The 19,674-nt window shown below is 72.6% G+C and carries 18 protein-coding genes and 1 riboswitch; of the genes, 11 read left to right on the plus strand and 7 right to left on the minus strand.

Going from position 1 to position 19,674, the window contains the following annotated elements:
- Positions 1–31: 31 nt before the first annotated feature.
- Entirely contained in the window at positions 32–472 is a 441-nt protein-coding gene (locus ACFWMZ_RS22560; RefSeq protein WP_383203739.1) for an HIT family protein, read from the minus strand.
- A 262-nt stretch (positions 473–734) separates the two neighbouring features.
- Here ACFWMZ_RS22560 and ACFWMZ_RS22565 point away from each other — a divergent pair, with 262 nt between their 5' ends.
- Together ACFWMZ_RS22565 and ACFWMZ_RS22570 are read left to right on the plus strand one after the other, a co-directional pair.
- Complete coding sequence (locus ACFWMZ_RS22565; protein ID WP_383172090.1) at positions 735–1,208, plus strand: hypothetical protein; 474 nt, start codon at positions 735–737, stop codon at positions 1,206–1,208.
- 180 nt (positions 1,209–1,388) lie between these two features.
- Positions 1,389–2,423 carry an erythromycin esterase family protein gene (locus tag ACFWMZ_RS22570; RefSeq protein ID WP_383203722.1) on the plus strand — a complete coding sequence of 345 codons (1,035 nt, stop codon included), beginning with the start codon at positions 1,389–1,391 and terminating at the stop codon, positions 2,421–2,423.
- Here ACFWMZ_RS22570 and ACFWMZ_RS22575 read toward each other — a convergent pair.
- A complete protein-coding gene (locus ACFWMZ_RS22575) occupies positions 2,401–2,880 on the minus strand; it encodes a (2Fe-2S)-binding protein (protein ID WP_383203742.1) in 480 nt (159 codons plus the stop codon). The two genes, ACFWMZ_RS22570 and ACFWMZ_RS22575, sit on opposite strands and share 23 nt — an antisense overlap.
- A gap of 412 nt (positions 2,881–3,292) precedes the next feature.
- Positions 3,293–3,426: riboswitch (cobalamin riboswitch) on the minus strand.
- 63 nt (positions 3,427–3,489) lie between these two features.
- Positions 3,490–3,924 carry a cupin domain-containing protein gene (locus ACFWMZ_RS22580; protein ID WP_383181058.1) on the minus strand — a complete coding sequence of 145 codons (435 nt, stop codon included), beginning with the start codon at positions 3,922–3,924 and terminating at the stop codon, positions 3,490–3,492.
- 276 nt (positions 3,925–4,200) lie between these two features.
- Between ACFWMZ_RS22580 and ACFWMZ_RS22585 the strand changes: the two genes are divergently transcribed.
- Positions 4,201–5,115, plus strand: coding sequence for a TIGR03620 family F420-dependent LLM class oxidoreductase (locus ACFWMZ_RS22585; protein WP_383203725.1), 915 nt, complete (start codon positions 4,201–4,203; stop codon positions 5,113–5,115).
- A 526-nt stretch (positions 5,116–5,641) separates the two neighbouring features.
- Here ACFWMZ_RS22585 and ACFWMZ_RS22590 read toward each other — a convergent pair.
- The gene (locus ACFWMZ_RS22590) at positions 5,642–6,604 is read right to left on the minus strand and encodes a glycosyltransferase family 2 protein (protein WP_383181064.1); all 963 of its coding nucleotides are present in this window, start codon (positions 6,602–6,604) and stop codon (positions 5,642–5,644) included.
- 852 nt (positions 6,605–7,456) lie between these two features.
- Between ACFWMZ_RS22590 and dnaK the strand changes: the two genes are divergently transcribed.
- The 4 genes from dnaK to ACFWMZ_RS22610 all read left to right on the plus strand — a co-directional run bounded on the left by dnaK (position 7,457) and on the right by ACFWMZ_RS22610 (position 11,749).
- Positions 7,457–9,322, plus strand: coding sequence for a molecular chaperone DnaK (gene dnaK / locus ACFWMZ_RS22595; RefSeq protein ID WP_383203728.1), 1,866 nt, complete (start codon positions 7,457–7,459; stop codon positions 9,320–9,322).
- Entirely contained in the window at positions 9,319–10,008 is a 690-nt protein-coding gene (grpE, locus tag ACFWMZ_RS22600) for a nucleotide exchange factor GrpE (protein ID WP_383181070.1), read from the plus strand. The genes dnaK and grpE overlap by 4 nt, the downstream gene beginning before the upstream one ends.
- A 78-nt stretch (positions 10,009–10,086) precedes the next feature.
- The gene (gene dnaJ / locus ACFWMZ_RS22605; protein ID WP_383181073.1) at positions 10,087–11,280 is read left to right on the plus strand and encodes a molecular chaperone DnaJ; all 1,194 of its coding nucleotides are present in this window, start codon (positions 10,087–10,089) and stop codon (positions 11,278–11,280) included.
- Positions 11,281–11,290: 10 nt separating this feature from the next.
- Positions 11,291–11,749 carry a heat shock protein transcriptional repressor HspR gene (locus ACFWMZ_RS22610; protein WP_383181211.1) on the plus strand — a complete coding sequence of 153 codons (459 nt, stop codon included), beginning with the start codon at positions 11,291–11,293 and terminating at the stop codon, positions 11,747–11,749.
- 136 nt (positions 11,750–11,885) lie between these two features.
- On the opposite strand, the gene ACFWMZ_RS22615 is transcribed toward ACFWMZ_RS22610, so the two are convergent.
- Entirely contained in the window at positions 11,886–12,755 is an 870-nt protein-coding gene (locus ACFWMZ_RS22615; protein WP_383181075.1) for a helix-turn-helix transcriptional regulator, read from the minus strand.
- A gap of 242 nt (positions 12,756–12,997) precedes the next feature.
- On the opposite strand from ACFWMZ_RS22615, the gene ACFWMZ_RS22620 reads away from it, so the two are divergent.
- Both ACFWMZ_RS22620 and ACFWMZ_RS22625 read left to right on the plus strand, forming a co-directional pair.
- A complete protein-coding gene (locus ACFWMZ_RS22620) occupies positions 12,998–13,339 on the plus strand; it encodes a hypothetical protein (RefSeq protein ID WP_383181078.1) in 342 nt (113 codons plus the stop codon).
- Positions 13,336–13,656: a (2Fe-2S)-binding protein gene (locus tag ACFWMZ_RS22625; protein WP_383181081.1), complete on the plus strand. Its 321-nt coding sequence runs from the start codon at positions 13,336–13,338 to the stop codon at positions 13,654–13,656. The genes ACFWMZ_RS22620 and ACFWMZ_RS22625 overlap by 4 nt, the downstream gene beginning before the upstream one ends.
- Positions 13,657–13,800: 144 nt before the next feature.
- Here ACFWMZ_RS22625 and ACFWMZ_RS22630 read toward each other — a convergent pair whose 3' ends face one another.
- Both ACFWMZ_RS22630 and ACFWMZ_RS22635 read right to left on the minus strand, forming a co-directional pair.
- The gene (locus ACFWMZ_RS22630; RefSeq protein ID WP_383203731.1) at positions 13,801–14,223 is read right to left on the minus strand and encodes a pyridoxamine 5'-phosphate oxidase family protein; all 423 of its coding nucleotides are present in this window, start codon (positions 14,221–14,223) and stop codon (positions 13,801–13,803) included.
- Positions 14,224–14,305: 82 nt separating this feature from the next.
- Positions 14,306–15,634 (minus strand): MFS transporter, encoded by a 1,329-nt coding sequence (locus tag ACFWMZ_RS22635; protein WP_383203734.1) that lies wholly within the window; start codon positions 15,632–15,634, stop codon positions 14,306–14,308.
- Between the two features lie 417 nt (positions 15,635–16,051).
- On the opposite strand from ACFWMZ_RS22635, the gene clpB reads away from it, so the two are divergent.
- Together clpB and ACFWMZ_RS22645 are read left to right on the plus strand one after the other, a co-directional pair.
- A complete protein-coding gene (gene clpB, locus ACFWMZ_RS22640; protein ID WP_383203737.1) occupies positions 16,052–18,637 on the plus strand; it encodes an ATP-dependent chaperone ClpB in 2,586 nt (861 codons plus the stop codon).
- A 131-nt stretch (positions 18,638–18,768) separates the two neighbouring features.
- The gene (locus ACFWMZ_RS22645) at positions 18,769–19,296 is read left to right on the plus strand and encodes a YbjN domain-containing protein (protein WP_383181093.1); all 528 of its coding nucleotides are present in this window, start codon (positions 18,769–18,771) and stop codon (positions 19,294–19,296) included.
- The last annotated feature ends 378 nt before the right edge of the window (positions 19,297–19,674 follow it).

A 19,674-nucleotide genomic window follows, 5' to 3' on the forward strand; every position in this document is an offset into this window, starting at 1 on the left:
ATGGCGTGGCTCAGCCTCTGTGCGAGGGCTTTCAGGTGTTCGCGAGCTCCGTCAGCCCGGCCCGGACCGCCCCGGCCGTCGCGTCGAGCGTCCCCCGGTCGCGCACCTGCCAGTCCGCGTCGATCCGGAACGGGTCCCCCGCGTACCGCGGGAAGACATGCAGATGCACATGGGAAATCTCCTGGAAGGCGGCCTCCCCGTCGGCGAGGAAGAGGTTGACCCCCTCGCACCGCAGCCCCGACCGGCGCAGCCCGCGTCCGATCCGGTGCGCGACCTGCCACAGCTCGGCCCCGAGCGCCTCCGGCAGATCCTCCAGCCCCGCCGCGTGCGCCTTGGGCACGACCAGGACGTGGCCGGGCGTCACCGGCTGGAGATCCATGAAGGCGACGACCCGGTCCCCCTCGTACACCGTGCTGGCCGCAGCCTCCCCGCGCGCTATCGCGCAGAAGAGACATCCCCGGTCCGCCCCCACCGCCATCCCGCCACGCTCCTTCGTCCCAGGTTCCCGCCGCGCTGCCCGTTCGCCGTCCACGACACCAGGGACAACGCCGGCGCCGCGAGTGAATTCCCGTGCACTCTCCAGAGGCGTTCGGCGTGGGCCCGGCTCGTACGGCCTCTCCCCGGGGCCCGGCCCGCCCGGGGGCCGTCACCCGTTCGGCCCAGCCCTCCGCGCGCCCCCGGTGCCGGGCCCCGACGCTGGACGAAGCCACGCCGTCGATGAGAGGGCACCCGACATGAGCGATCAGCACGAGACCCCCGACCCCCGTGAGGCGCACAGCGGCGCGCACACCGGCGCCGCCGACGTCCCGGAGGACGACTCCACCCGCCAGGCCTGGGCCACCGGCGGCACGGTCCTCGCGGGCGTCCTCCTGCTCATCCAGGGAGTCTTCGGCTTCCTCCAGGGCATCGCGGGCATCGCCGACAACACCGTCTACGCGGGCCTCGGCGACTACGCCTTCAAGATGAGCGTCACCGCCTGGGGCTGGATCCATCTCTTCCTCGGCGTCCTGGTCGCCATCACCGGTTGGTGCATCCTCACCGGCCAGACCTGGGCCAAGGCCACCGGCGTCGGCCTCGCCGCCGTCACCGTCATCCTCAACTTCATGTGGCTCCCCTACCTCCCCCTCTGGGCCCTCCTCAACATCGCCCTCGGCATCTTCGTCATCTGGGCGCTGTGCACGGAGCGCCCGGACGCGCCGCCTCTGTAGCGGACACGGCTGCCCGCGGGGCGGCCCCCGAACCGAGCGGGACGCGACCGGACCGGGTCGCGTCCCGCTCGCTCGCGCGTGCCTCTTGGGCCGCCGCCCCTCCCTTGACCTCAACCGAAGTTGACGTCCGAGGCTCCTTCGCAGAGGCCGCACCGCCCGACCGAAGGGGACCCGGACACCATGGACACCAGCACCGCTCAGATCGTCCAGTGGCTCGGAGCCCGCGCCCATCCGCTGAACGCCGCTGACACGCAAGCCCCGTCGGGCGACCTGGCGGCCTTCGTCTCGCTCGTACGCGACCGCGGCGCCGAGGTGGTGGCCGTCGGGGTCGCCTGCCGCCAGGGGCGGGAGTTGGCGGTGGTGGCGCATCGCATGGTGCGCGTGCCGGTGGAGGAGGCGGGATTCCGGTCGGTGGCGTCGGAGGGGGACGATCCGGTCGCGGTCGGGATCGACGGGTACGTGCGGACGGGCGAGGGCGGTCCGCGGGCGATGCCCGCCGGGGCGCGGTTGTTCTGGCGGTCCGAGGAGATCCTCGGGCTGGTCGAATGGATGCGGGCGTACAACCTGCGCAACCCCGCCGACCAGGTGCGATTCGCCCGGCCGTCGCCCGGGGGCGAGCGGGGGCCGCGGCTCGCCGGGATGGCCGGGATCGAGCGGGAGCTGGCCGAGGACACCCTCGGATGGTGCCGCCGCAGCGGGGACAAGATCGTCTACTGGGGCGGGCTCGCCCACATGGCGGTGGGCGAGCCGCGGGCGGTGACGCCCCCGTCACCGCCCGAGACGCACCGGAACGCCGGGAGCTTCTTGCGCGAGCGCCTCGGCCCGGCCTACCTCTCCGTCGGGGTGACTTTCAGCCATGGGGCGATCCCGTACGACGTGCCGCCGTCGCCCGAGGGGTACCTCGACGAGGTGTTCGGGCGGGGCGGGCCCGACGCGTACTGGGTGGATGTGAGCGGAGTGGGCGAGGGGAGCGGGGAGCTGCCCGGCGCGGTCGCGGAGTGGCTGGCGGCGCCAGCACGGGTGCGGCTGATCGGGCCCGGGTTCGACCCTCGGGAGAGCGCGGCGCACTACATGGCGGGGCGGTCGCCGGGGGAGTGGTTCGACGGGGTCGTCCACGTCCGCGAGGTCACGGCGGACACGCCCCTCGGGGGCCCCGCGGACCAGGCCGGCCAGGGGGACGAGCGGCGCCCGGTCACGCGGACGGCTCCTCGGTAGGCGGGCCCGTACGTTTCCGGGGCGTACGGGCTCGGGGCGTACGCGTCCTCAGTACGCAGTCGCCGCACTTCTCGGCCGGGACCCGGTAGTAGAGGCAGCAGCTGCGGCGGGTGAAGGCGATGCCGAGCCCCTCCTCGTGGAGGAAGGCGCCGGAGCCGGCGAGGGGCGGGGTGGCGAGGAGGCGTTCGACCAGGGGGACGGATGGGTGCGGGGTGTCCGGGGCCTGGTTCGTCAGGACGCGCAGGGCGCCGACCAGGGCGGAGGCGGAGTTGCCGCGCAGGACCCGGGGGGGAGAGCGCGTAGTGGGCGCGTGCGGTCGCGGCGAGCGGTGCGAGGTGGGTGGTGGTGACGGCCCAGTGCAGGGCGTCGGGGAGCGGCCCGGGCAGGGGGCGGGGGGCGGGGACGCGGAGTTCGAGCGGCCCGCCCGGCGCCCGGTACCACCAGACGCGGGCCGGATCGAGGTCGGGGACCTCCCCGCCGAGCGCGGCGCAGCCGAGCGCGAGCGACCAGAGCCGCGAGGCGATCCCGAGCTGCGCGGTGGAGGCGGCGATCCGGCCCGGCCCGACGCCCATGCGCCGGCCGATCTCCGCGACGTACGGGACGAAGCCGTCCCCGTGCAGTTCGGCGAGTGGCCGGAAACCGCCTTCGGCGGGGTCGGCGCGCGGGGTGGTGTCGGCGGTGAAGTAGGGGCCGACGGCGGTGAGCCGGCCGAGCAGCGGAGTGAGGGTGGCGCTCACCGCGTACGGGCCTGCGGGGTGAGGGGGCAGGGGCGCGGGTGGCTCCGCGCCGGGGTCCAGACGTACGGGCACATGCGTGCCACCGTCCTCTCTCGGGGAGATCCGCCCCGCTGTGCCGAGGTGCGACGGCGTGAGTCTCCTGACTCGGGTTCGACGCTCCCCGGGCCTTCCCGTCCCTGCTCCAACGCCTGGGACCGTGGCCGTCCTTCGGGTCGCTCACCCTTCACAGTGGCGGTACCGTCCCGGATTCCCACCGGGTTCCTCGTCCGCCGTCGCGTGTGCGGGGGGATTCTCGCAGGGCGGCGCTGAGGGGCGCCAGGCCCCCTCAGTCACTTCCGCCCGGTCGTCGCGTCGATGTGGTCGGGGACCTCGCCCGCGTAGTCCCCGGTGGAGAGCGTCCCGGACGGCTCCAGCAGGACCACCTGGGCTCCGGACTCCGTGTGCGGGCGGTGTTCGACGCCCCGGGGGACGGTGAAGAGGGCCCCGGTCCCCAGGGTGACGGTGCGTTCCCCGGCGTCGGGGGCGTCGCGGAGGTCGATGTGGAGGGTGCCGTCCACGACGAGGAAGAGTTCGTCGGTGTCCTGGTGGGCGTGCCAGACGTAGGCGCCCTGGAGCCGGGCGACCTTGACGTCGTAGTCGTTGAGGGTGGTGACGACCCGGGGGCTCCACAGGGCGTCGACCTTGGCCAGCGCCTCGTCCAGGCGGAGCGGGCAGGGGTGCGGGGCGCGGGGCGGGGCAGGGACGTGGGCAGGGGAGGTGTCCATCCGGGCATCCTGCCACCGGGCTGCCGGGCGGGGCCCGAGATCCCGTCACAGGGGCCGTGCGGCGGGCCGGGTGGCCGGCGGCCTCGCCGCCACCCGGGTCTCCCGGCGTCGTGGGTCCCGGGAATGACCGGCCCCGGACAGCAGGATGTCCACGGTGGGGCACCAGCCCCCGCCACACCCGACCGGCCGCCGGGCCCGGCCCCGCCGCCCGGGACGGGCCCGTAGGCGGCCGCGGCCCGTCGGCTCGCGGCCGCCCGAGAAGGAGGAGCGAGACCCATGACCAGCCCCGCCAACACCACCGCCGCCCATGAACTCGGCCTCGGCACCGTCGGCATCTGGAGCGGCGCGCTCCGGATCTCCGACGGGACGGGGCGGGACGGAGCCATCACCGACGCCGTCGAGGAGATCGAGGCGCTCGGCTACGGGACCATCTGGGTCGGCGGCAGTGCGAGCGTCGCCGACGCCGAGGCGGTCCTCGCCGCCACCCACCACCTACGGGTCGCCACCGGCATCCTCTCCATCTGGGACCACCCGGCCGACCGCGTCGCCGAGGAGGCCTGCGACGCCAACCGCGCCAACGAGGACCGCTTCGTCCTCGGGATCGGCGCCAGCCACCAGGTGCTGGCGCCGGATCAGTACGCCAAGCCGTACACGGCGATGAAGGAGTACCTGACCGCGCTGGACGAGGCACCCAACCCGGTCCCGGCCCGACAGCGGGTGCTGGCGGCGCTCGGGCCGAAGATGCTCCAGCTGTCGAAGGAGCGGGCGGCCGGGGCCCATCCGTACCTCGTGACCGAGGACTACGTCGCCGAGGCGCGTGAGGCTCTCGGGGTCGGGCCGCTGCTGGCGCCCGAGCTCAAGGTGGTGCTCGACGACAACCTCGACCGGGCGCGCGAGACCGCCCGGGCCTACCTCCGCTTCTACCTGGAGCTGCCCAACTACACCGACAACCTGCGGCGGGCCGGGTTCGGAGAGGCCGACTTCGAGGACGGGGGGAGTGACGCGCTGCTGGACGCGGTGGTGGCGTACGGCGGTGCCGAGCGGATTCGGGCGCGGGTGGCTGCCTTTCAGAAGGCGGGGGCTGATCATGTGGCGCTCCAGGTGGTCACTCCTGATCCCATGCGGGATCTGCCCATCGCGGAGTGGCGGGCGCTGGCGGCTGCCCTGGAGCTTCCTGGCTCCGCCGGGTGAGGGCGGGGTGGCCTCAAGCGCCGGCCGGGCTGATCGGTGGCTGGGCTCCGCCTGACGGTGCCGGTCACTGATGGCCTCAGGCGCCGGCCGGGCTGGGGGTTGGCTGGGCGCCGCCTCCGCCTCCCCGTCACTGATGGCCTCAAGCGCCGGCCGGGCTGGGGTTGGCCCGGTGGCCCGGTGGCCCGGTGGCCCGGTGGCCCGGTGGCTGGGTGGTGGTGGGGGGCTGGTGTGTGGGGGAGGGGTGGTTGGATGTTGGTTGGGGTGGGAGGGCAACCGCCTTGCCCCGTACCCTCGTTGCCTGGCACTATCCCGCGTGACCGTTCCGGGTCGGGTCCGGGCGGGATGGTTGCCACCGCTGTTCGGCGGTGGGTGTGGAACGGCCGCGTGACGGCGGCAGCGGCGTCAGCCGCACAGGCGGCGAGGGCCGCCGGGAGCGGGCGTGGCGCGGGCAAGCGCCGAGGCGGCCGTCACCGAGCTGAGCGGTACGAGCTGGTGGCGGCGCCCGTGCCCGACGCCTGCCGCTCGTTCAGGCGCGGGCCGCGCGCAGGGCCGTGCGCAGATACGGGGCCGCCATCAGGAGCGGGGCCCGGGCGCCGGTGTGGCGCAGGCAGTACGTCCACCAGGTACGGGGCGGGAGTTCGGCGGCGCGGCGGCGCAGGGCCTCGCGGACGCCGATGCCGGGTTCCTCGGAGGCGGGCGGCAGGGGCGCGGTGTGGCGTTCGCCGACCGTGCGGGGGGCGACGAAGGCGGGGACGCGGGCGCGGCGGGCGCGCAGACCGTGGTCGAGGTCGCCGAGGGCGTGCCGGAAGGCCCGGTCGAGGTCGCCCGCCCGGTCGCGGGCGGCGCGCGGCAGCAGCACGGCGGCGCCGTCGTAGGTGTCGCAGGGCTCGGTACGGCCGGTCGGCTCGACCAGCGGCAGGCGGTGCGGGCGGCGGGTGCGGCGGCGCCCGGAGTAGGCGAGCGGCGCGGTGCCGGGGCGGGCGCCGGGCACCCGGCCGTCGCGGACGGCGCCGACGACCACGGCGGTGTCGCCGAGCGCCCGGGAGGTGGCCAGGAGGAGGGCGAGCGCCTCGTCGGCGAGGACCACGTCGTCGCGCAGCCAGAACTGATGGGTGAAGGGGGTCGCCCCGGCCGCCCGGCTGTTCCGGCTCGCCATCCTGATCCCCTCCCCCCAGCGGACCTGCGGCCCGGCCCGGTGGACCTCGACCTCGGGATGGGCGGCCCGTACCGCGTCGGCGGTGCCGTCCCGCGACCCCGCGTCGACCAGATGGACGCGCAGGGCCGTACCGGGCGGCAGGGACCGCTGGTCGGCGAGGGCGTCGAGCGCCCGCAGCGTCTGCCGACGCCGGTCACGCGAGGTCATCAGCACCGCCACGACCGGCGCCCGCCGCCGCACGTACGGCGTCCTGGTGGCCTCCTCCAGCGGCACGGCGGCACTGGCGCCCCTGGCGGTACTGGCGGTGCTGGGGGAGGGCTGAGACGACTCCACCCGAAACTCCTCACGCTCACGCATTCACAGACACCCATCCGGACCTACGCCCCGAACACTCCCCACGACCACGCGCCCCAGGCACGCGTCACGGAGACACGCGACGGACACGCGTCACGGACAATTGCCCCATATGGCTCGACTCGCCCCAGTCTCATCCCTCCACCCCGAAAATCCACCGACCGACGCCACCCATCAGCCCGCCCGGCGGCTGAGACCGACAACTGACGGTTACGACCGAAGCAGCGCACGACCGCAGCACCGAAGCGCCCAGCCAATTCCCAGCCCGGCCGGCGCTTGAGGCCATCAGTGACCGGCACGGTCGAAACGGCGCCCAGCCGGCCCCCAGCCCGGCCGGCGTTTGAGGCCATCAGTGACGGGGCGCTGGAGGCGGCGCCCAGCCAACCCAGCCCGGCCGGCGTTTGAGGCCATCAGTGACGGGCAGGTCGAGGCGGCGCCCAGCCAATTCCCAGCCTGGCCGGCGTTTGAGGCCATCAGTGACCGGCACGGTCGAAACGGCGCCCAGCCGACCCCCAGCCTGGCCGGCGTTTGAGGCCATCAGTGACGGGCAGGTCGAAACGGCGCCCAGCCGACCCCCAGCCCGGCCGGCGCCTGAGGCCACCCCACCCGCCCCGTCCGGGGCAACGGGAAAACGCCCCCGCACCCCCAGCCGGGGCGCGGCGAGCCCAGCTCACGCCGCCCCTGACCTGGGAAAACGAGCCACGCAGTGGCTCAGTGCACGGCCAAGCCGAACGAAAGTTGAGCCCAGTCGGCTCAACCGCATTGACGCGCCGCGAAGGCTCGTGCATCCTTGAGTCAGTTCCACTCAAGTAGTTAGCTGGAGGAATTGACATGGCACGTGCGGTCGGCATCGACCTGGGCACGACTAACTCCGTCGTCAGCGTTCTGGAGGGCGGCGAGCCCACCGTGATCACCAACGCCGAGGGCGCCAGGACCACGCCGTCCGTCGTCGCCTTCGCCAAGAACGGTGAGGTGCTCGTCGGCGAGGTCGCGAAGCGTCAGGCAGTGACGAACGTCGACAGGACCATCCGGTCGGTCAAGCGCCACATGGGCACCGACTGGAAGATCGACATCGACAGCAAGAGCTTCAACCCGCAGCAGATGAGCGCCTTCATCCTGCAGAAGCTCAAGCGCGACGCGGAGTCCTACCTGGGCGAGAAGGTCACGGACGCGGTCATCACCGTCCCGGCCTACTTCAACGACTCGGAGCGCCAGGCCACCAAGGAGGCCGGCGAGATCGCGGGCCTCAACGTCCTGCGCATCGTCAACGAGCCCACCGCCGCAGCCCTGGCGTACGGCCTCGACAAGGACGACCAGACGATCCTCGTCTTCGACCTCGGTGGCGGCACCTTCGACGTGTCCCTCCTGGAGATCGGCGACGGCGTCGTCGAGGTGAAGGCCACCAACGGTGACAACCACCTCGGCGGCGACGACTGGGACCAGCGCGTCGTCGACTACCTGGTCAAGCAGTTCCAGTCCGGCCACGGTGTGGACCTCGCCAAGGACAAGATGGCCCTCCAGCGCCTCCGCGAGGCCGCTGAGAAGGCGAAGATCGAGCTGTCCTCGTCCACCGAGACCTCGATCAACCTGCCCTACATCACGGCTTCCGCCGAGGGCCCGCTGCACCTGGACGAGAAGCTCACCCGCGCCCAGTTCCAGCAGCTCACCTCGGACCTGCTGGAGCGCTGCAAGACGCCGTTCCACAACGTCATCAAGGACGCGGGCATCCAGCTCTCCGAGATCGACCACGTCGTTCTCGTCGGTGGCTCCACCCGCATGCCGGCCGTCGCCGAGCTCGTCAAGGAGCTGACCGGCGGCAAGGACGCCAACAAGGGCGTCAACCCGGACGAGGTCGTCGCCATCGGCGCCGCGCTCCAGGCCGGTGTCCTCAAGGGCGAGGTCAAGGACGTCCTGCTCCTCGACGTCACCCCGCTGTCCCTCGGTATCGAGACCAAGGGCGGCATCATGACCAAGCTCATCGAGCGGAACACGACGATCCCGACCAAGCGGTCCGAGATCTTCACCACCGCCGAGGACAACCAGCCCTCCGTGCAGATCCAGGTCTACCAGGGCGAGCGCGAGATCGCGGCGTACAACAAGAAGCTCGGGATGTTCGAGCTGACGGGCCTGCCGCCGGCCCCGCGCGGTGTCCCGCAGATCGAGGTCGCCTTCGACATCGACGCCAACGGCATCATGCACGTGACCGCGAAGGACCTCGGCACGGGCAAGGAGCAGAAGATGACCGTCACCGGCGGCTCCTCGCTGCCGAAGGACGAGGTCAACCGCATGCGCGAGGAGGCCGAGAAGTACGCGGAGGAGGACCACAAGCGCCGCGAGGCCGCCGAGTCCCGCAACCAGGGCGAGCAGCTCGCGTACCAGACCGAGAAGTTCCTCAAGGACAACGAGGACAAGGTCCCCGCTGAGGTCAAGACGGAGGTCGAGGAGGCCGTCACCGAGCTGAAGGAGAAGCTCAAGGGTGAGGACACCGCCGAGATCCGCACCGCCACCGAGAAGGTCGCGGCCGTCTCGCAGAAGCTCGGCCAGGCCATGTACGCCGACGCCCAGGCGGCCGGCGGCGACGCCGGTGCCCAGGAGGGCGCCCCGGGCGGCGAGCAGGCCCAGCAGGGTGACGACGACGTGGTCGACGCCGAGATCGTCGACGACGACAACGACAAGCGCAAGGGTGGTGCCGCGTGACCGAGGAGACTCCCGGATTCGACGAGCAGCACGACGCTGACGTCACCCCCGGCGCCTCCTCGGACGACGCGGCCGAGACCGCCGGGCCCGCCTCCACCGAGGCGGGCCCGGCGGGCGCGGGCGGAGACGCCACGGCCGGTCTGACGGCCCAGCTGGACCAGGCGCGCACGGCCCTCGCCGAGCGCACCGCCGACCTCCAGCGGCTCCAGGCCGAGTACCAGAACTACCGGCGCCGGGTCGAGCGCGACCGGGTCACCGTCAAGGAGGTCGCGGTCGCGGGCATGCTGTCCGAGCTGCTGCCGGTCCTCGACGACATCGGCCGCGCCCGCGAGCACGGCGAGCTGGTCGGCGGCTTCAAGTCGGTCGCCGAGTCGGTGGAGGCGGTCACCGCCAAGCTGGGCCTGGTCCAGTTCGGCAAGGAGGGCGAGCCCTTCGACCCGACCATCCACGAGGCCCTGATGCACAGCTACGCGCCCGACGTCACGGAGACGACGTGCGTCGCGATCCTCCAGCCGGGGTATCGCATCGGCGAGCGCACCATCCGGCCCGCCCGGGTCGCGGTGGCCGAGCCCCAGCCGGGCGCCCAGCAGGCCAAGCCCCAGGCGGACGCCAAGGCCGAGCAGGCCGAGGCCGAGCCGGACGGGGCGAAGCCGGACGAGGAGAACGGTGGCCCGCAGGAGGGCTGAACCGCTCACCGCCGCCGCGGTCACCTTCACCGGTGACCGCGCGGCGGTGACGTCGCAGTGGAAGGAGGGACGTCGCCGATGAGTACCAAGGACTACATCGAGAAGGACTACTACAAGGTCCTCGGCGTCCCCAAGGACGCCACCGACGCCGAGATCAAGAAGGCGTACCGCAAGCTGGCCCGGGAGAACCACCCGGACGCCAACACGGGCAACGTCAGGGCCGAGGAGCGCTTCAAGGAGATCTCCGAGGCCAACGACATCCTCGGCGACCCCAAGAAGCGCAAGGAGTACGACGAGGCGCGCTCCCTCTTCGGGAACGGCGGCTTCCGCCCCGGTCCCGGTGGTGGCGGAGCCGGCGGCGGCAACTTCAACTTCGACCTGGGCGACCTCTTCGGGGGCGGTGCCCCCGGCGGCGGCCAGGGGCAGGGCGGATTCGGCGGCGGCCTCGGGGACGTCTTCGGCGGGCTGTTCAACCGCGGCGGCGCGGGCGCCGGCACGCGGACCCAGCCCCGGCGCGGCCAGGACATCGAGTCCGAGGTGACGCTCAGCTTCACCGAGGCCGTGGACGGCGCGACGGTGCCGCTGAGGATGTCCAGCCAGGCGCCCTGCAAGGCCTGTTCGGGCACGGGCGACAAGAACGGCACGCCCCGCGTCTGCCCGACCTGCGTCGGCACCGGCCAGGTCTCGCGCGGCGGCGGGGGCGGCTTCTCGCTCACCGACCCGTGCGTGGACTGCAAGGGCCGCGGCCTGATCGCCGAGGACCCGTGCGAGGTCTGCAAGGGCTCGGGCCGGGCCAAGTCCTCACGCACCATGCAGGTCCGCATCCCGGCCGGTGTCTCGGACGGGCAGCGGATCCGGCTGCGCGGCAAAGGCAGCCCGGGTGAGCGCGGCGGCCCCGCGGGCGACCTGTACGTGGTGGTGAACGTCGGCAAGCACCCGGTCTTCGGGCGCAAGGGCGACAACCTCACCGTCACGGTGCCGGTCACCCTCACGGAGGCCGCGCTCGGCGGCGAGATCCGCGTACCCACCCTGGGCGGCCCCCCGGTGACGCTGAAGCTGCCGCCGGGCACCCCGGCGGGGCGGACGATGCGGGCCCGCGGCAAGGGCGCCGTCCGCAAGGACGGCACCCGCGGCGATCTGCTGGTCACCGTCGACGTGGCGGTGCCCCAGCACCTGTCCTCCGAGGCCCGCGAGGCCCTGGAGGCGTACCGCAAGGCCACCGCGGACGAGGACCCGCGGGCGGAGCTGTTCAAGGCAGCGAAGGGAGCGTAGGCCGATGGCCATGGACCGGGACGGACGACGCCGCAACCCCTACGAACTGACGGAAGACACCCCGGTGTACGTCATTTCGGTGGCGGCCCAGCTCAGCGGGCTCCACCCGCAGACGTTGCGCCAGTACGACCGTCTCGGCCTGGTGTCGCCCGACCGCACGGCCGGGCGCGGGCGCCGGTACTCGGCCCGCGACATCGAACTGCTCCGCCAGGTGCAGCAGTTGTCGCAGAACGAGGGCATCAACCTCGCCGGTATCAAGCGCATCATCGAACTGGAGAACCAGGTGGCCGCGCTCCAGCAGCGCATCGCCGAGCTCTCCGCCGCCGTGGACGGCGCCGCCGCCCAGATGCGGCAGCGCGAGGCGCAGGTGCACGCTTCCTACCGCCGCGACCTCGTGCGGTACGAGGACGTGCGGCACACCAGCGCGCTGGTGGTGTGGCGGCCGGGGCAGCCGTCGGGCGAGCAGTAGCCGCCTCCCTCACCGGAGGGGCCGGAGGTACGCCGAGAGGCCGGAGAGCACAGTGCTTTCCGGCCTCTTCGGCGTCTTGCGGGCGGTGTCCCGGCGGTCCGGGTCCCGCCTCCCGGGAGCGCTCCCCCGGCCCGGGTCAGTCCGTCTCCTCCAGCAGGCCGGAGTGGGCGATGAGGTAGCCGAGCTGGGTGCGGCTGCCGCTGCCGAGGGTGGCGGCCAGTTTGGCGATGTGGCTGCGGCAGGTGCGGACGTTCATGCCGAGGCGGCGGGCGATGGCGTCGTCCACGTGCCCCTCCACGAGGAGTTTGGCGATGGAGCGCTGGATGCCGGTGACCCCGTCCAGCTCGGGCCGGTAGGTGACGGGCTGCTCGTCCCAGGGGACGGCGTGGTGCCAGAGCTGGTCGAAGACGCCGACGAGGTACTCCACCAGGCCGGGGTGGCGCAGCTGGAGCGCCACCTGCCGGTCGGAGCGGGCCGGGATGAACGCCACCTTGCGGTCGACCACGATCAGCCGGTCGATGATCTCCTCCAGCGTGCGCACCTCGACGTCGGAGCCGACCCGGTCCACGTAGGCGATGGTGGCCGAATGGTGGCGTGCGGTGTGCTGGTAGAGGGTGCGCATCCGGACGCGGCGGTCGAGCAGGGGCGTGACGCGGCGCAGCCCCTCCGCTATGGTTCCCGGCTTGCGGCCGCTCCCGGGCTGCACGGTCAGCAGCTCCTCGGAGCACTCCGACACGACACGGTCGAGCGTGGTGTTGATGAGCCCCAGCCCCTCCAGCACGGTGATGCCGCTGGAGGCGACGGGATTCTGGGCCGCCATGGCGAGGAACGGCGCGAAGGTCTCGGTCAGGCCGATGGCGACCCGCCGGCGCTCCTGGATTTCCTGCTCGATGGGGTGGACGAGGTGGCCGAGCGCTACCGTCGGGGGCAGCGGCCGTAGCCATTCGGTGTCGTCCGGGTCGGCGTGCACCAGTGCCAAGTCGATGAGACAGGGCGCTTGTTCCACCTCGGACCGGGGTATTCGCCCGGTTCGCAGCGCATCCGCGTAGAGCTGTCGACCTGCCTCGCACAGCTCCCGTTGACTGTGAGGATGCCCCGGTGTCAGGTCATCTGTCCCCATATGAACCCCCCTCAGGGTCATGCATTACAGGAACATGATGCCTGTATTCGCTGGTGCGAGCGGTCCTGGTGAGCGATCGTCATGTGCACGGGGGAGGAGGAAATGATTAGAAGAGGTGGAGATCGTCCATGAGCAAGATGGTTCGTGTACTTTGCGCTTTCGCGGTCGCGGCTGCCTTCGGTGCGATCGCCAGTGGCGAGCCCACCTGGGAGAGCGAGCCCGCTTCCTCGGTGCTGGCTGAGCCGACCTGGGAGAGCAACCCGGTGGCGGTCCAGTCGGAGCCCACCTGGGAGTTCGCCCCGACCGGCGAGCCCACTTGGGAGGTCACCCCCGCCAGTGAGCCGACCTGGGAGTTCGCCCCGACGGGCGAGCCCACCTGGGAGGTCACCCCCGCCGGCGAGCCTACCTGGGAGACCGCCCCCGCCGGCGAGCCGACGTGGGAGGACCAGCCCACGGACGTCCAGGCATGAGCATGCCTCCGGACGACCACTCATTCCGGCGCGAGATGGCCGCGGCCTACCGCTCCGGATGGCACTTCATCGACCTGGTCAGTGCTGTCCCTGACGGGGACGAGCCGCTGACGGTGACGCTCTTCGGTGAGCCGATCCTGGTCGTCCGGGACGAGGAGGAAGGGGTCCGCGCCTACCGGGCCCTGCGGCGCCCCCGCGGCGCACCTCAACCCGTGCGCTGTGCCATCAGGTACGGAATGGTCTTCGTCAACCTCGACCAGCGTGACCACCAGCCGGTCGAGACGGAACTTCTCTCAGCCACCCCCCGCAGCGCCTGAGACGCGATCCCCCCGTCGTCACAGATCGCCCAGGCGCTCCCCCCGGCAGCGACGTCACCGTGGACCTGAACACGGTGGCGTCGCTGTCGTTGCAGGGGCCCCCGGTCACGGGAGCCGGTCCGGGCCGGGGCCCAGTCGCCGGGCCTACTCCCCGGCCGTCTCCGGCCAGTTCCCCATCCCCCGGATCAGCGCGATCTCGATGACGACGCGGGCCGGGTTCTCGCGGGGTTCGCGCCCGTACCGGATCGCGTACCGGCGTTCGGCCTCCGCGACGCGCTCCGGGTCCTCGCTGACCGTCGCGATCCCCTCCAGGGTGGCCCAGTGCCGCCCGGCCATCTGGCAGACCGCGGCCCGGGCGCCCTCCGGTCCGGCCGCGCGGACATGGCGGACCTTGGTGGTGGAGCCGCCGGTGATGATCCGCGCCAGCCGCTCGTCCGGGTCGTACGTCACGCCGACCGGGACGACGTGCGGGGTGCCGTCCGGCCGGAGCGTGGTGAGCGTGCAGACATGCCGCTCCCGCCAGAAGTCGAGGAAACCGGCGGGGGGAGCGCTTACGTCGAGAGCCATGGCGGCAGCGTATGACCGGGGGGCGTCCTCGCGCGTCGGCGGAGGACGCCCCCCGGGCGCAGGCGGCGTAGGGGGAGGCTCGTCACTCGCCCCGCGAGCGCGCCTTGACGGCGAGGCTCCGGATCGAGAGGAGGGCGATCAGGGCGAGGGCGATGATGTAGCAGGAGACCGCCATGGAGGTGCCGGTGGCCTCCAGGAGCAGCACCATGACGAAGGGGGCGAGCCCGCCTCCGGCGACGGCTGCGATCTGGTAGCCGAGCGAGGCGCCGGTGTACCTCATCTCCGGGGTGAAGAGCTCGGCGAAGAGGGCGGCCTGGGGGCCGTACATGATGCTGAGGAAGCAGCTGGCCACGAAGGTGCCGACCGCCAGCCAGAGCAGCGAGCCGGTGTCGATCAGCAGGAAGAGTGGGACGGCCCACAGGGCGATCCCGGCGGCGCCGATCGCGTAGATGCGCAGGCGGCCGATGCGGTCGGAGAGGGCGGCGGAGGCCGGTATCAGCACGAGCTGGGTGAGGCTGACGCAGAGGGAGATGGCGAGCACCGGGCCGCGTTCCATGCCCAGTTCGCGGGTGGTGTAGTCGAGGACGCCGGTGATCAGGATGTAGAAGGTCGCGGTGTTGACCGCGAAGGAGCCGCCGGCCAGCAGGACGGTGCCGAGGTGGCCGCGGAGGATGGTGCGCAGCGGGGAGGGCTGCTCGCTCTGCTCCCGCTCGGCCAGCGCCTGCTCGGCCTGGCGGAACTCGGGGGTCTCCTCGACCCGGGTGTGGATGTACCAGGCGAGGCAGAGGACGAGCAGGCCGACCAGGAACGGCACCCGCCAGCCCCAGCTGGTGAACGCCTGGTCCGAGGTGAGTGCCCCGGCCAGCAGGAAGACGCTGTTGGCGGTGACCACGCCGATGGGGACGCCGAGCTGGACGACGCTGCCGTAGATGCCGCGCTTGCCCTCCGGGGCGTACTCGGTGGCCAGCAGCATGGCGCCGCCCCACTGCGCGCCGACCGCGGCGCCCTGGGCGATGCGCAGCAGGACGAGCAGGATCGGGGCGGCGACACCGATCGTCTCGTACGTGGGGAGCAGGCCGATGCCGGTGGTGGCCAGGCCCATCACGGTGAGGGCGAGGACCAGCATCGGCTTGCGGCCCTTCTTGTCGCCGAGCTGGCCCGCGACGATGCCGCCGATGGGGCGGGCCAGGAAGCCGACGGCGAAGGTGGCGAAGGCGGCGAGGACGCCGGCGGTGGGGTTGTCTGCCGGGAAGTACAGGTCGCCGAGGACCAGGGCGGCGGCGATCCCGAAGATGAAGTAGTCGTACCACTCCACGGCCGAGGCGAGCGCCGCGGCGGTCGCGACGCGTCGGCGGTTGGGGGTGGCCGGGGCAGTGGGGGGCACGGGCTGGGCGGAAGCGGGGGTGTCCATGCGTGCACGCTCCGATGGGTGCGAGGGGACGTTCCCGGGAACGTACTGACCGGACGGTATGGGGTCAACGGTCGTGCACGAGGTTCCCGATTCCCGAGGGGGCGAGCGGGGTCCGGGCCGGTCCCGCAGGGCGCCCGGGTGGGGGTGCGGGGCGGTGCGGGCGGCAGGAGGGGCGACCGAATGGGCTTGAGTGGAATAGACTCAACTTTGTGCACGTTGACCCAGTCAGTGCCGGGTCGGGTGCGCGCCCGCGCCGCCCGGCGCGACAGGGCCCGGCGGGGCGGCGCACGATGAGCCACGCACGAGGACGACGGGACGGCGCCCGGCGTACGGGTAGGCGCCGTACGGGCAGGCGGAAGAGGGCCGCCGGGCCCGGTGGCAGGCAGACCGGAGACGTAGAGGACGAGGAGAGGACACGTGGACGCAGAGCTGACCAACAGGAGCCGGGACGCGCTCAACGCGGCGAGCAGCCGGGCGGTCTCCGAGGGGCACCCCGACCTGACACCGGCCCACCTGCTCCTGGCCCTCCTGGAGGGGCAGGACAACGAGAACCTGGTCGACCTCCTGGCCGCCGTCGAGGCCGACCAGGCGGCGATCCGGGCGGGGGCCGAGCGGGTCCTCGCGTCGCTCCCCAGCGTCACCGGCTCGACGGTCGCCCCGCCGCAGCCCAACCGGGACCTGCTGGCGGTCATCGCCGACGCCGGGCGGCGCGCCAAGGACCTGGGCGACGAGTACCTCTCCACCGAGCACCTGCTGATCGGCACCGCCGCGAAGGGCGGCCCGGCCGCCGAGGTGCTGACCGGGCAGGGCGCGGCGCCCGAGAAGCTGCTGGAGGCATTCCAGACCACACGAGGAGGACGCCGGGTGACCACGCCCGACCCCGAGGGTCAGTACAAGGCGCTGGAGAAGTTCGGTACGGACTTCACGGCCGCCGCCCGCGAGGGCAAGCTCGACCCGGTCATCGGCCGGGACCAGGAGATCCGCCGTGTCGTGCAGGTGCTGTCGCGGCGCACCAAGAACAACCCGGTCCTCATCGGCGAGCCCGGTGTCGGCAAGACCGCCGTGGTGGAGGGGCTGGCCCAGCGCATCGTCAAGGGCGACGTGCCCGAGTCGCTGAAGAACAAGCGGCTGGTCTCGCTCGACCTCGGCGCGATGGTCGCGGGCGCCAAGTACCGCGGCGAGTTCGAGGAGCGGCTGAAGACGGTCCTCTCCGAGATCAAGGAGAGCGACGGCCAGATCGTCACCTTCATCGACGAGCTGCACACCGTCGTCGGCGCGGGCGCCGGCGGCGACTCCGCCATGGACGCGGGCAACATGCTCAAGCCCATGCTGGCCCGCGGCGAACTGCGCATGGTCGGCGCCACCACGCTGGACGAGTACCGCGAGCGGATCGAGAAGGACCCGGCGCTGGAGCGCCGCTTCCAGCAGGTGCTGGTGGCCGAGCCGAGCGTCGAGGACTCCATCGCCATCCTGCGCGGCCTCAAGGGCCGGTACGAGGCGCACCACAAGGTGCAGATCGCGGACAGCGCGCTGGTGGCCGCCGCGACCCTCTCCGACCGGTACATCACCTCCCGCTTCCTGCCCGACAAGGCCATCGACCTGGTCGACGAGGCGGCCTCCCGGCTGCGGATGGAGATCGACTCCTCGCCGCTGGAGATCGACGAGCTCCAGCGCTCCGTCGACCGGCTGAAGATGGAGGAGCTGGCGCTCGACAAGGAGACCGACCCGGCCTCCCGCCAGCGGCTGGAGAAGCTCCGCCGCGACCTCGCCGACCGCGAGGAGGAGCTGCGCGGGCTCACTGCCCGCTGGGAGAAGGAGAAGCAGTCCCTCAACCGCGTCGGTGAGCTGAAGGAACGCCTGGACGAACTGCGCGGCCAGGCCGAACGCGCCCAGCGCGACGGCGACTTCGACACCGCCTCCAAGCTGCTCTACGGCGAGATCCCCACCCTGGAGCGGGACCTGGAGGTGGCCTCCGAGGCCGAGGAGGAGGCCGCCAAGGACACCATGGTCAAGGAGGAGGTCGGCCCGGACGACATCGCGGACGTGGTCGGCTCCTGGACCGGCATCCCGGCGGGCCGCCTGCTGGAGGGCGAGACGCAGAAGCTGCTGCGGATGGAGGCCGAGCTGGGCCGCCGCCTGATCGGCCAGAGCGAGGCCGTCCAGGCCGTCTCGGACGCGGTGCGCCGCACCCGGGCCGGGATCGCCGATCCGGACCGGCCGACCGGCTCGTTCCTCTTCCTCGGCCCGACCGGCGTCGGCAAGACCGAGCTGGCCAAGGCGCTCGCCGACTTCCTCTTCGACGACGAGCGGGCCATGATCCGCATCGACATGAGCGAGTACGGCGAGAAGCACTCGGTGGCCCGCCTGGTCGGCGCGCCCCCCGGCTACGTCGGGTACGAGGAGGGCGGCCAGCTCACCGAGGCGGTGCGGCGGCGCCCGTACAGCGTGGTGCTGCTGGACGAGGTGGAGAAGGCCCACCCGGAGGTCTTCGACATCCTGCTCCAGGTGCTGGACGACGGGCGGCTCACCGACGGGCAGGGCCGGACGGTGGACTTCCGCAACACCATCCTGGTGCTGACCAGCAACCTCGGCAGCCAGTACCTGGTCGGCTCCGCGCCCGAGGAGGAGAAGAAGCGGCAGGTCATGGAGGTGGTCCGGGCCTCCTTCAAGCCCGAGTTCCTCAACCGCCTGGACGACCTGGTGGTCTTCTCCGCGCTGGACGAGGGCGAGCTGGCCCGTATCGCCGGGCTCCAGGTCGCGAGCCTCGCCAAGCGGCTCGCCGAACGCCGGCTCACCCTCGACGTGACGCCGGAGGCGCTGGCGTGGCTGGCGAAGGAGGGGTTCGACCCGGCGTACGGCGCCCGGCCGCTGCGCCGCCTGATCCAGACGGCCATCGGCGACCGGCTCGCCAAGGAGATCCTCGCCGGGGAGGTCCGCGACGGCGACACGGTCCGCGTCGACCGCTTCGAGGACGGCCTCCTCGTGGGGCGCGCCGAGAGCTGACCGGCCGCCCGCGTGTCCGCCGTACGGATTGAGCCCGCAGCGGACACGCGGGGGCGGCGGGGCCGTGGGGTTGCCAGGGGCGGGCGGGAATGGGAGAGGATGGCGGGCAACCGTACGAAGGGAATTACACGGTGAGCATCGACCCGTCCTCCATTCCGAATTTCGGGGACAAGCCCGAACCGCAGGCAGCAGGACCGGCGGGCCCCGTCGTCCCCGACCAGGATCTGGTCAAGCAACTGCTGGACCAGATGGAGCTCAAGTACGTCGTCGACGACGAGGGTGACCTCGCGGCGCCGTGGGAGGAGTTCCGCACCTACTTCATGTTCCGTGGCGAGGGCGACCAGCAGGTCTTCTCGGTGCGGACGTTCTACGACCGGCCGCACCAGATCGACGACAAGGCCAAGCTGCTGGAGTCGATCGACGACTGGAACCGCCGCACCCTGTGGCCGAAGGTCTACACCCACACCCACGACGACGGCACGGTCCGCCTCATCGGCGAGGCCCAGATGCTGATCGGCACCGGTGTGGCCCTGGAGCACTTCGTCTCCTCCACGGTGAGCTGGGTCCGCGCCGCCATCGAGTTCGACCGCTGGCTGGTCGAGCAGCTCGGCCTGGAGTCGGAGGTCGACTCGGCCGAGCCCAAGAACGACGAGGAGTAGGGGGCGCGACCTCCCCTCGCGGCACCACCCGGAGCCCGCCCCGCACCACGTGTGCGGGGCGGGCTCCGGCGCGTACGGACGGCTGTCGGCGCCGGGCGTACGCGGGGCCGCCCGGCGGCCCGGGGGCGTACGCGGGGAGTCAGCGCGGCCCGCTCTCCCCTCCGACCCCGCTGCCGTACCGCTCGGCCAGCTCCGCCACGGTCAGCGCCACGGCCGCCCTCAGACTCGCGGGGGCCAGCACCTCCGCCTCCGCCCCCAGCCGCAGCAGGTCGCCGACGGCCGCCGCCTAGGCCCTGTCCGGCGGATCTTCGTGGAAGAGCCTGCGGCGTCTGGTGCGTGCTCTCGGCGTGCGCCCGGATCTCCCTCGTACTGGACGTA

Origin of the sequence: Streptomyces sp. NPDC058373 (assembly GCF_042723275.1) — a bacterium.
In the GTDB taxonomy this organism is placed as follows: Bacteria; Actinomycetota; Actinomycetes; order Streptomycetales; family Streptomycetaceae; genus Streptomyces.

Coding starts and splice junctions, on each gene's coding strand:
- ACFWMZ_RS22565 (WP_383172090.1), top strand. CDS start 735: ATGAGCGATCAGCACGAGACCCCCGACCCCCGTGAGGCGCACAGCGGC.
- ACFWMZ_RS22570 (WP_383203722.1), top strand. CDS start 1,389: ATGGACACCAGCACCGCTCAGATCGTCCAGTGGCTCGGAGCCCGCGCC.
- ACFWMZ_RS22580 (WP_383181058.1), bottom strand. CDS start 3,924: ATGGACACCTCCCCTGCCCACGTCCCTGCCCCGCCCCGCGCCCCGCAC.
- ACFWMZ_RS22585 (WP_383203725.1), top strand. CDS start 4,201: ATGACCAGCCCCGCCAACACCACCGCCGCCCATGAACTCGGCCTCGGC.
- dnaK (WP_383203728.1), top strand. CDS start 7,457: ATGGCACGTGCGGTCGGCATCGACCTGGGCACGACTAACTCCGTCGTC.
- dnaJ (WP_383181073.1), top strand. CDS start 10,087: ATGAGTACCAAGGACTACATCGAGAAGGACTACTACAAGGTCCTCGGC.
- ACFWMZ_RS22610 (WP_383181211.1), top strand. CDS start 11,291: ATGGACCGGGACGGACGACGCCGCAACCCCTACGAACTGACGGAAGAC.
- ACFWMZ_RS22620 (WP_383181078.1), top strand. CDS start 12,998: ATGAGCAAGATGGTTCGTGTACTTTGCGCTTTCGCGGTCGCGGCTGCC.
- ACFWMZ_RS22625 (WP_383181081.1), top strand. CDS start 13,336: ATGAGCATGCCTCCGGACGACCACTCATTCCGGCGCGAGATGGCCGCG.
- ACFWMZ_RS22630 (WP_383203731.1), bottom strand. CDS start 14,223: ATGGCTCTCGACGTAAGCGCTCCCCCCGCCGGTTTCCTCGACTTCTGG.
- ACFWMZ_RS22635 (WP_383203734.1), bottom strand. CDS start 15,634: ATGGACACCCCCGCTTCCGCCCAGCCCGTGCCCCCCACTGCCCCGGCC.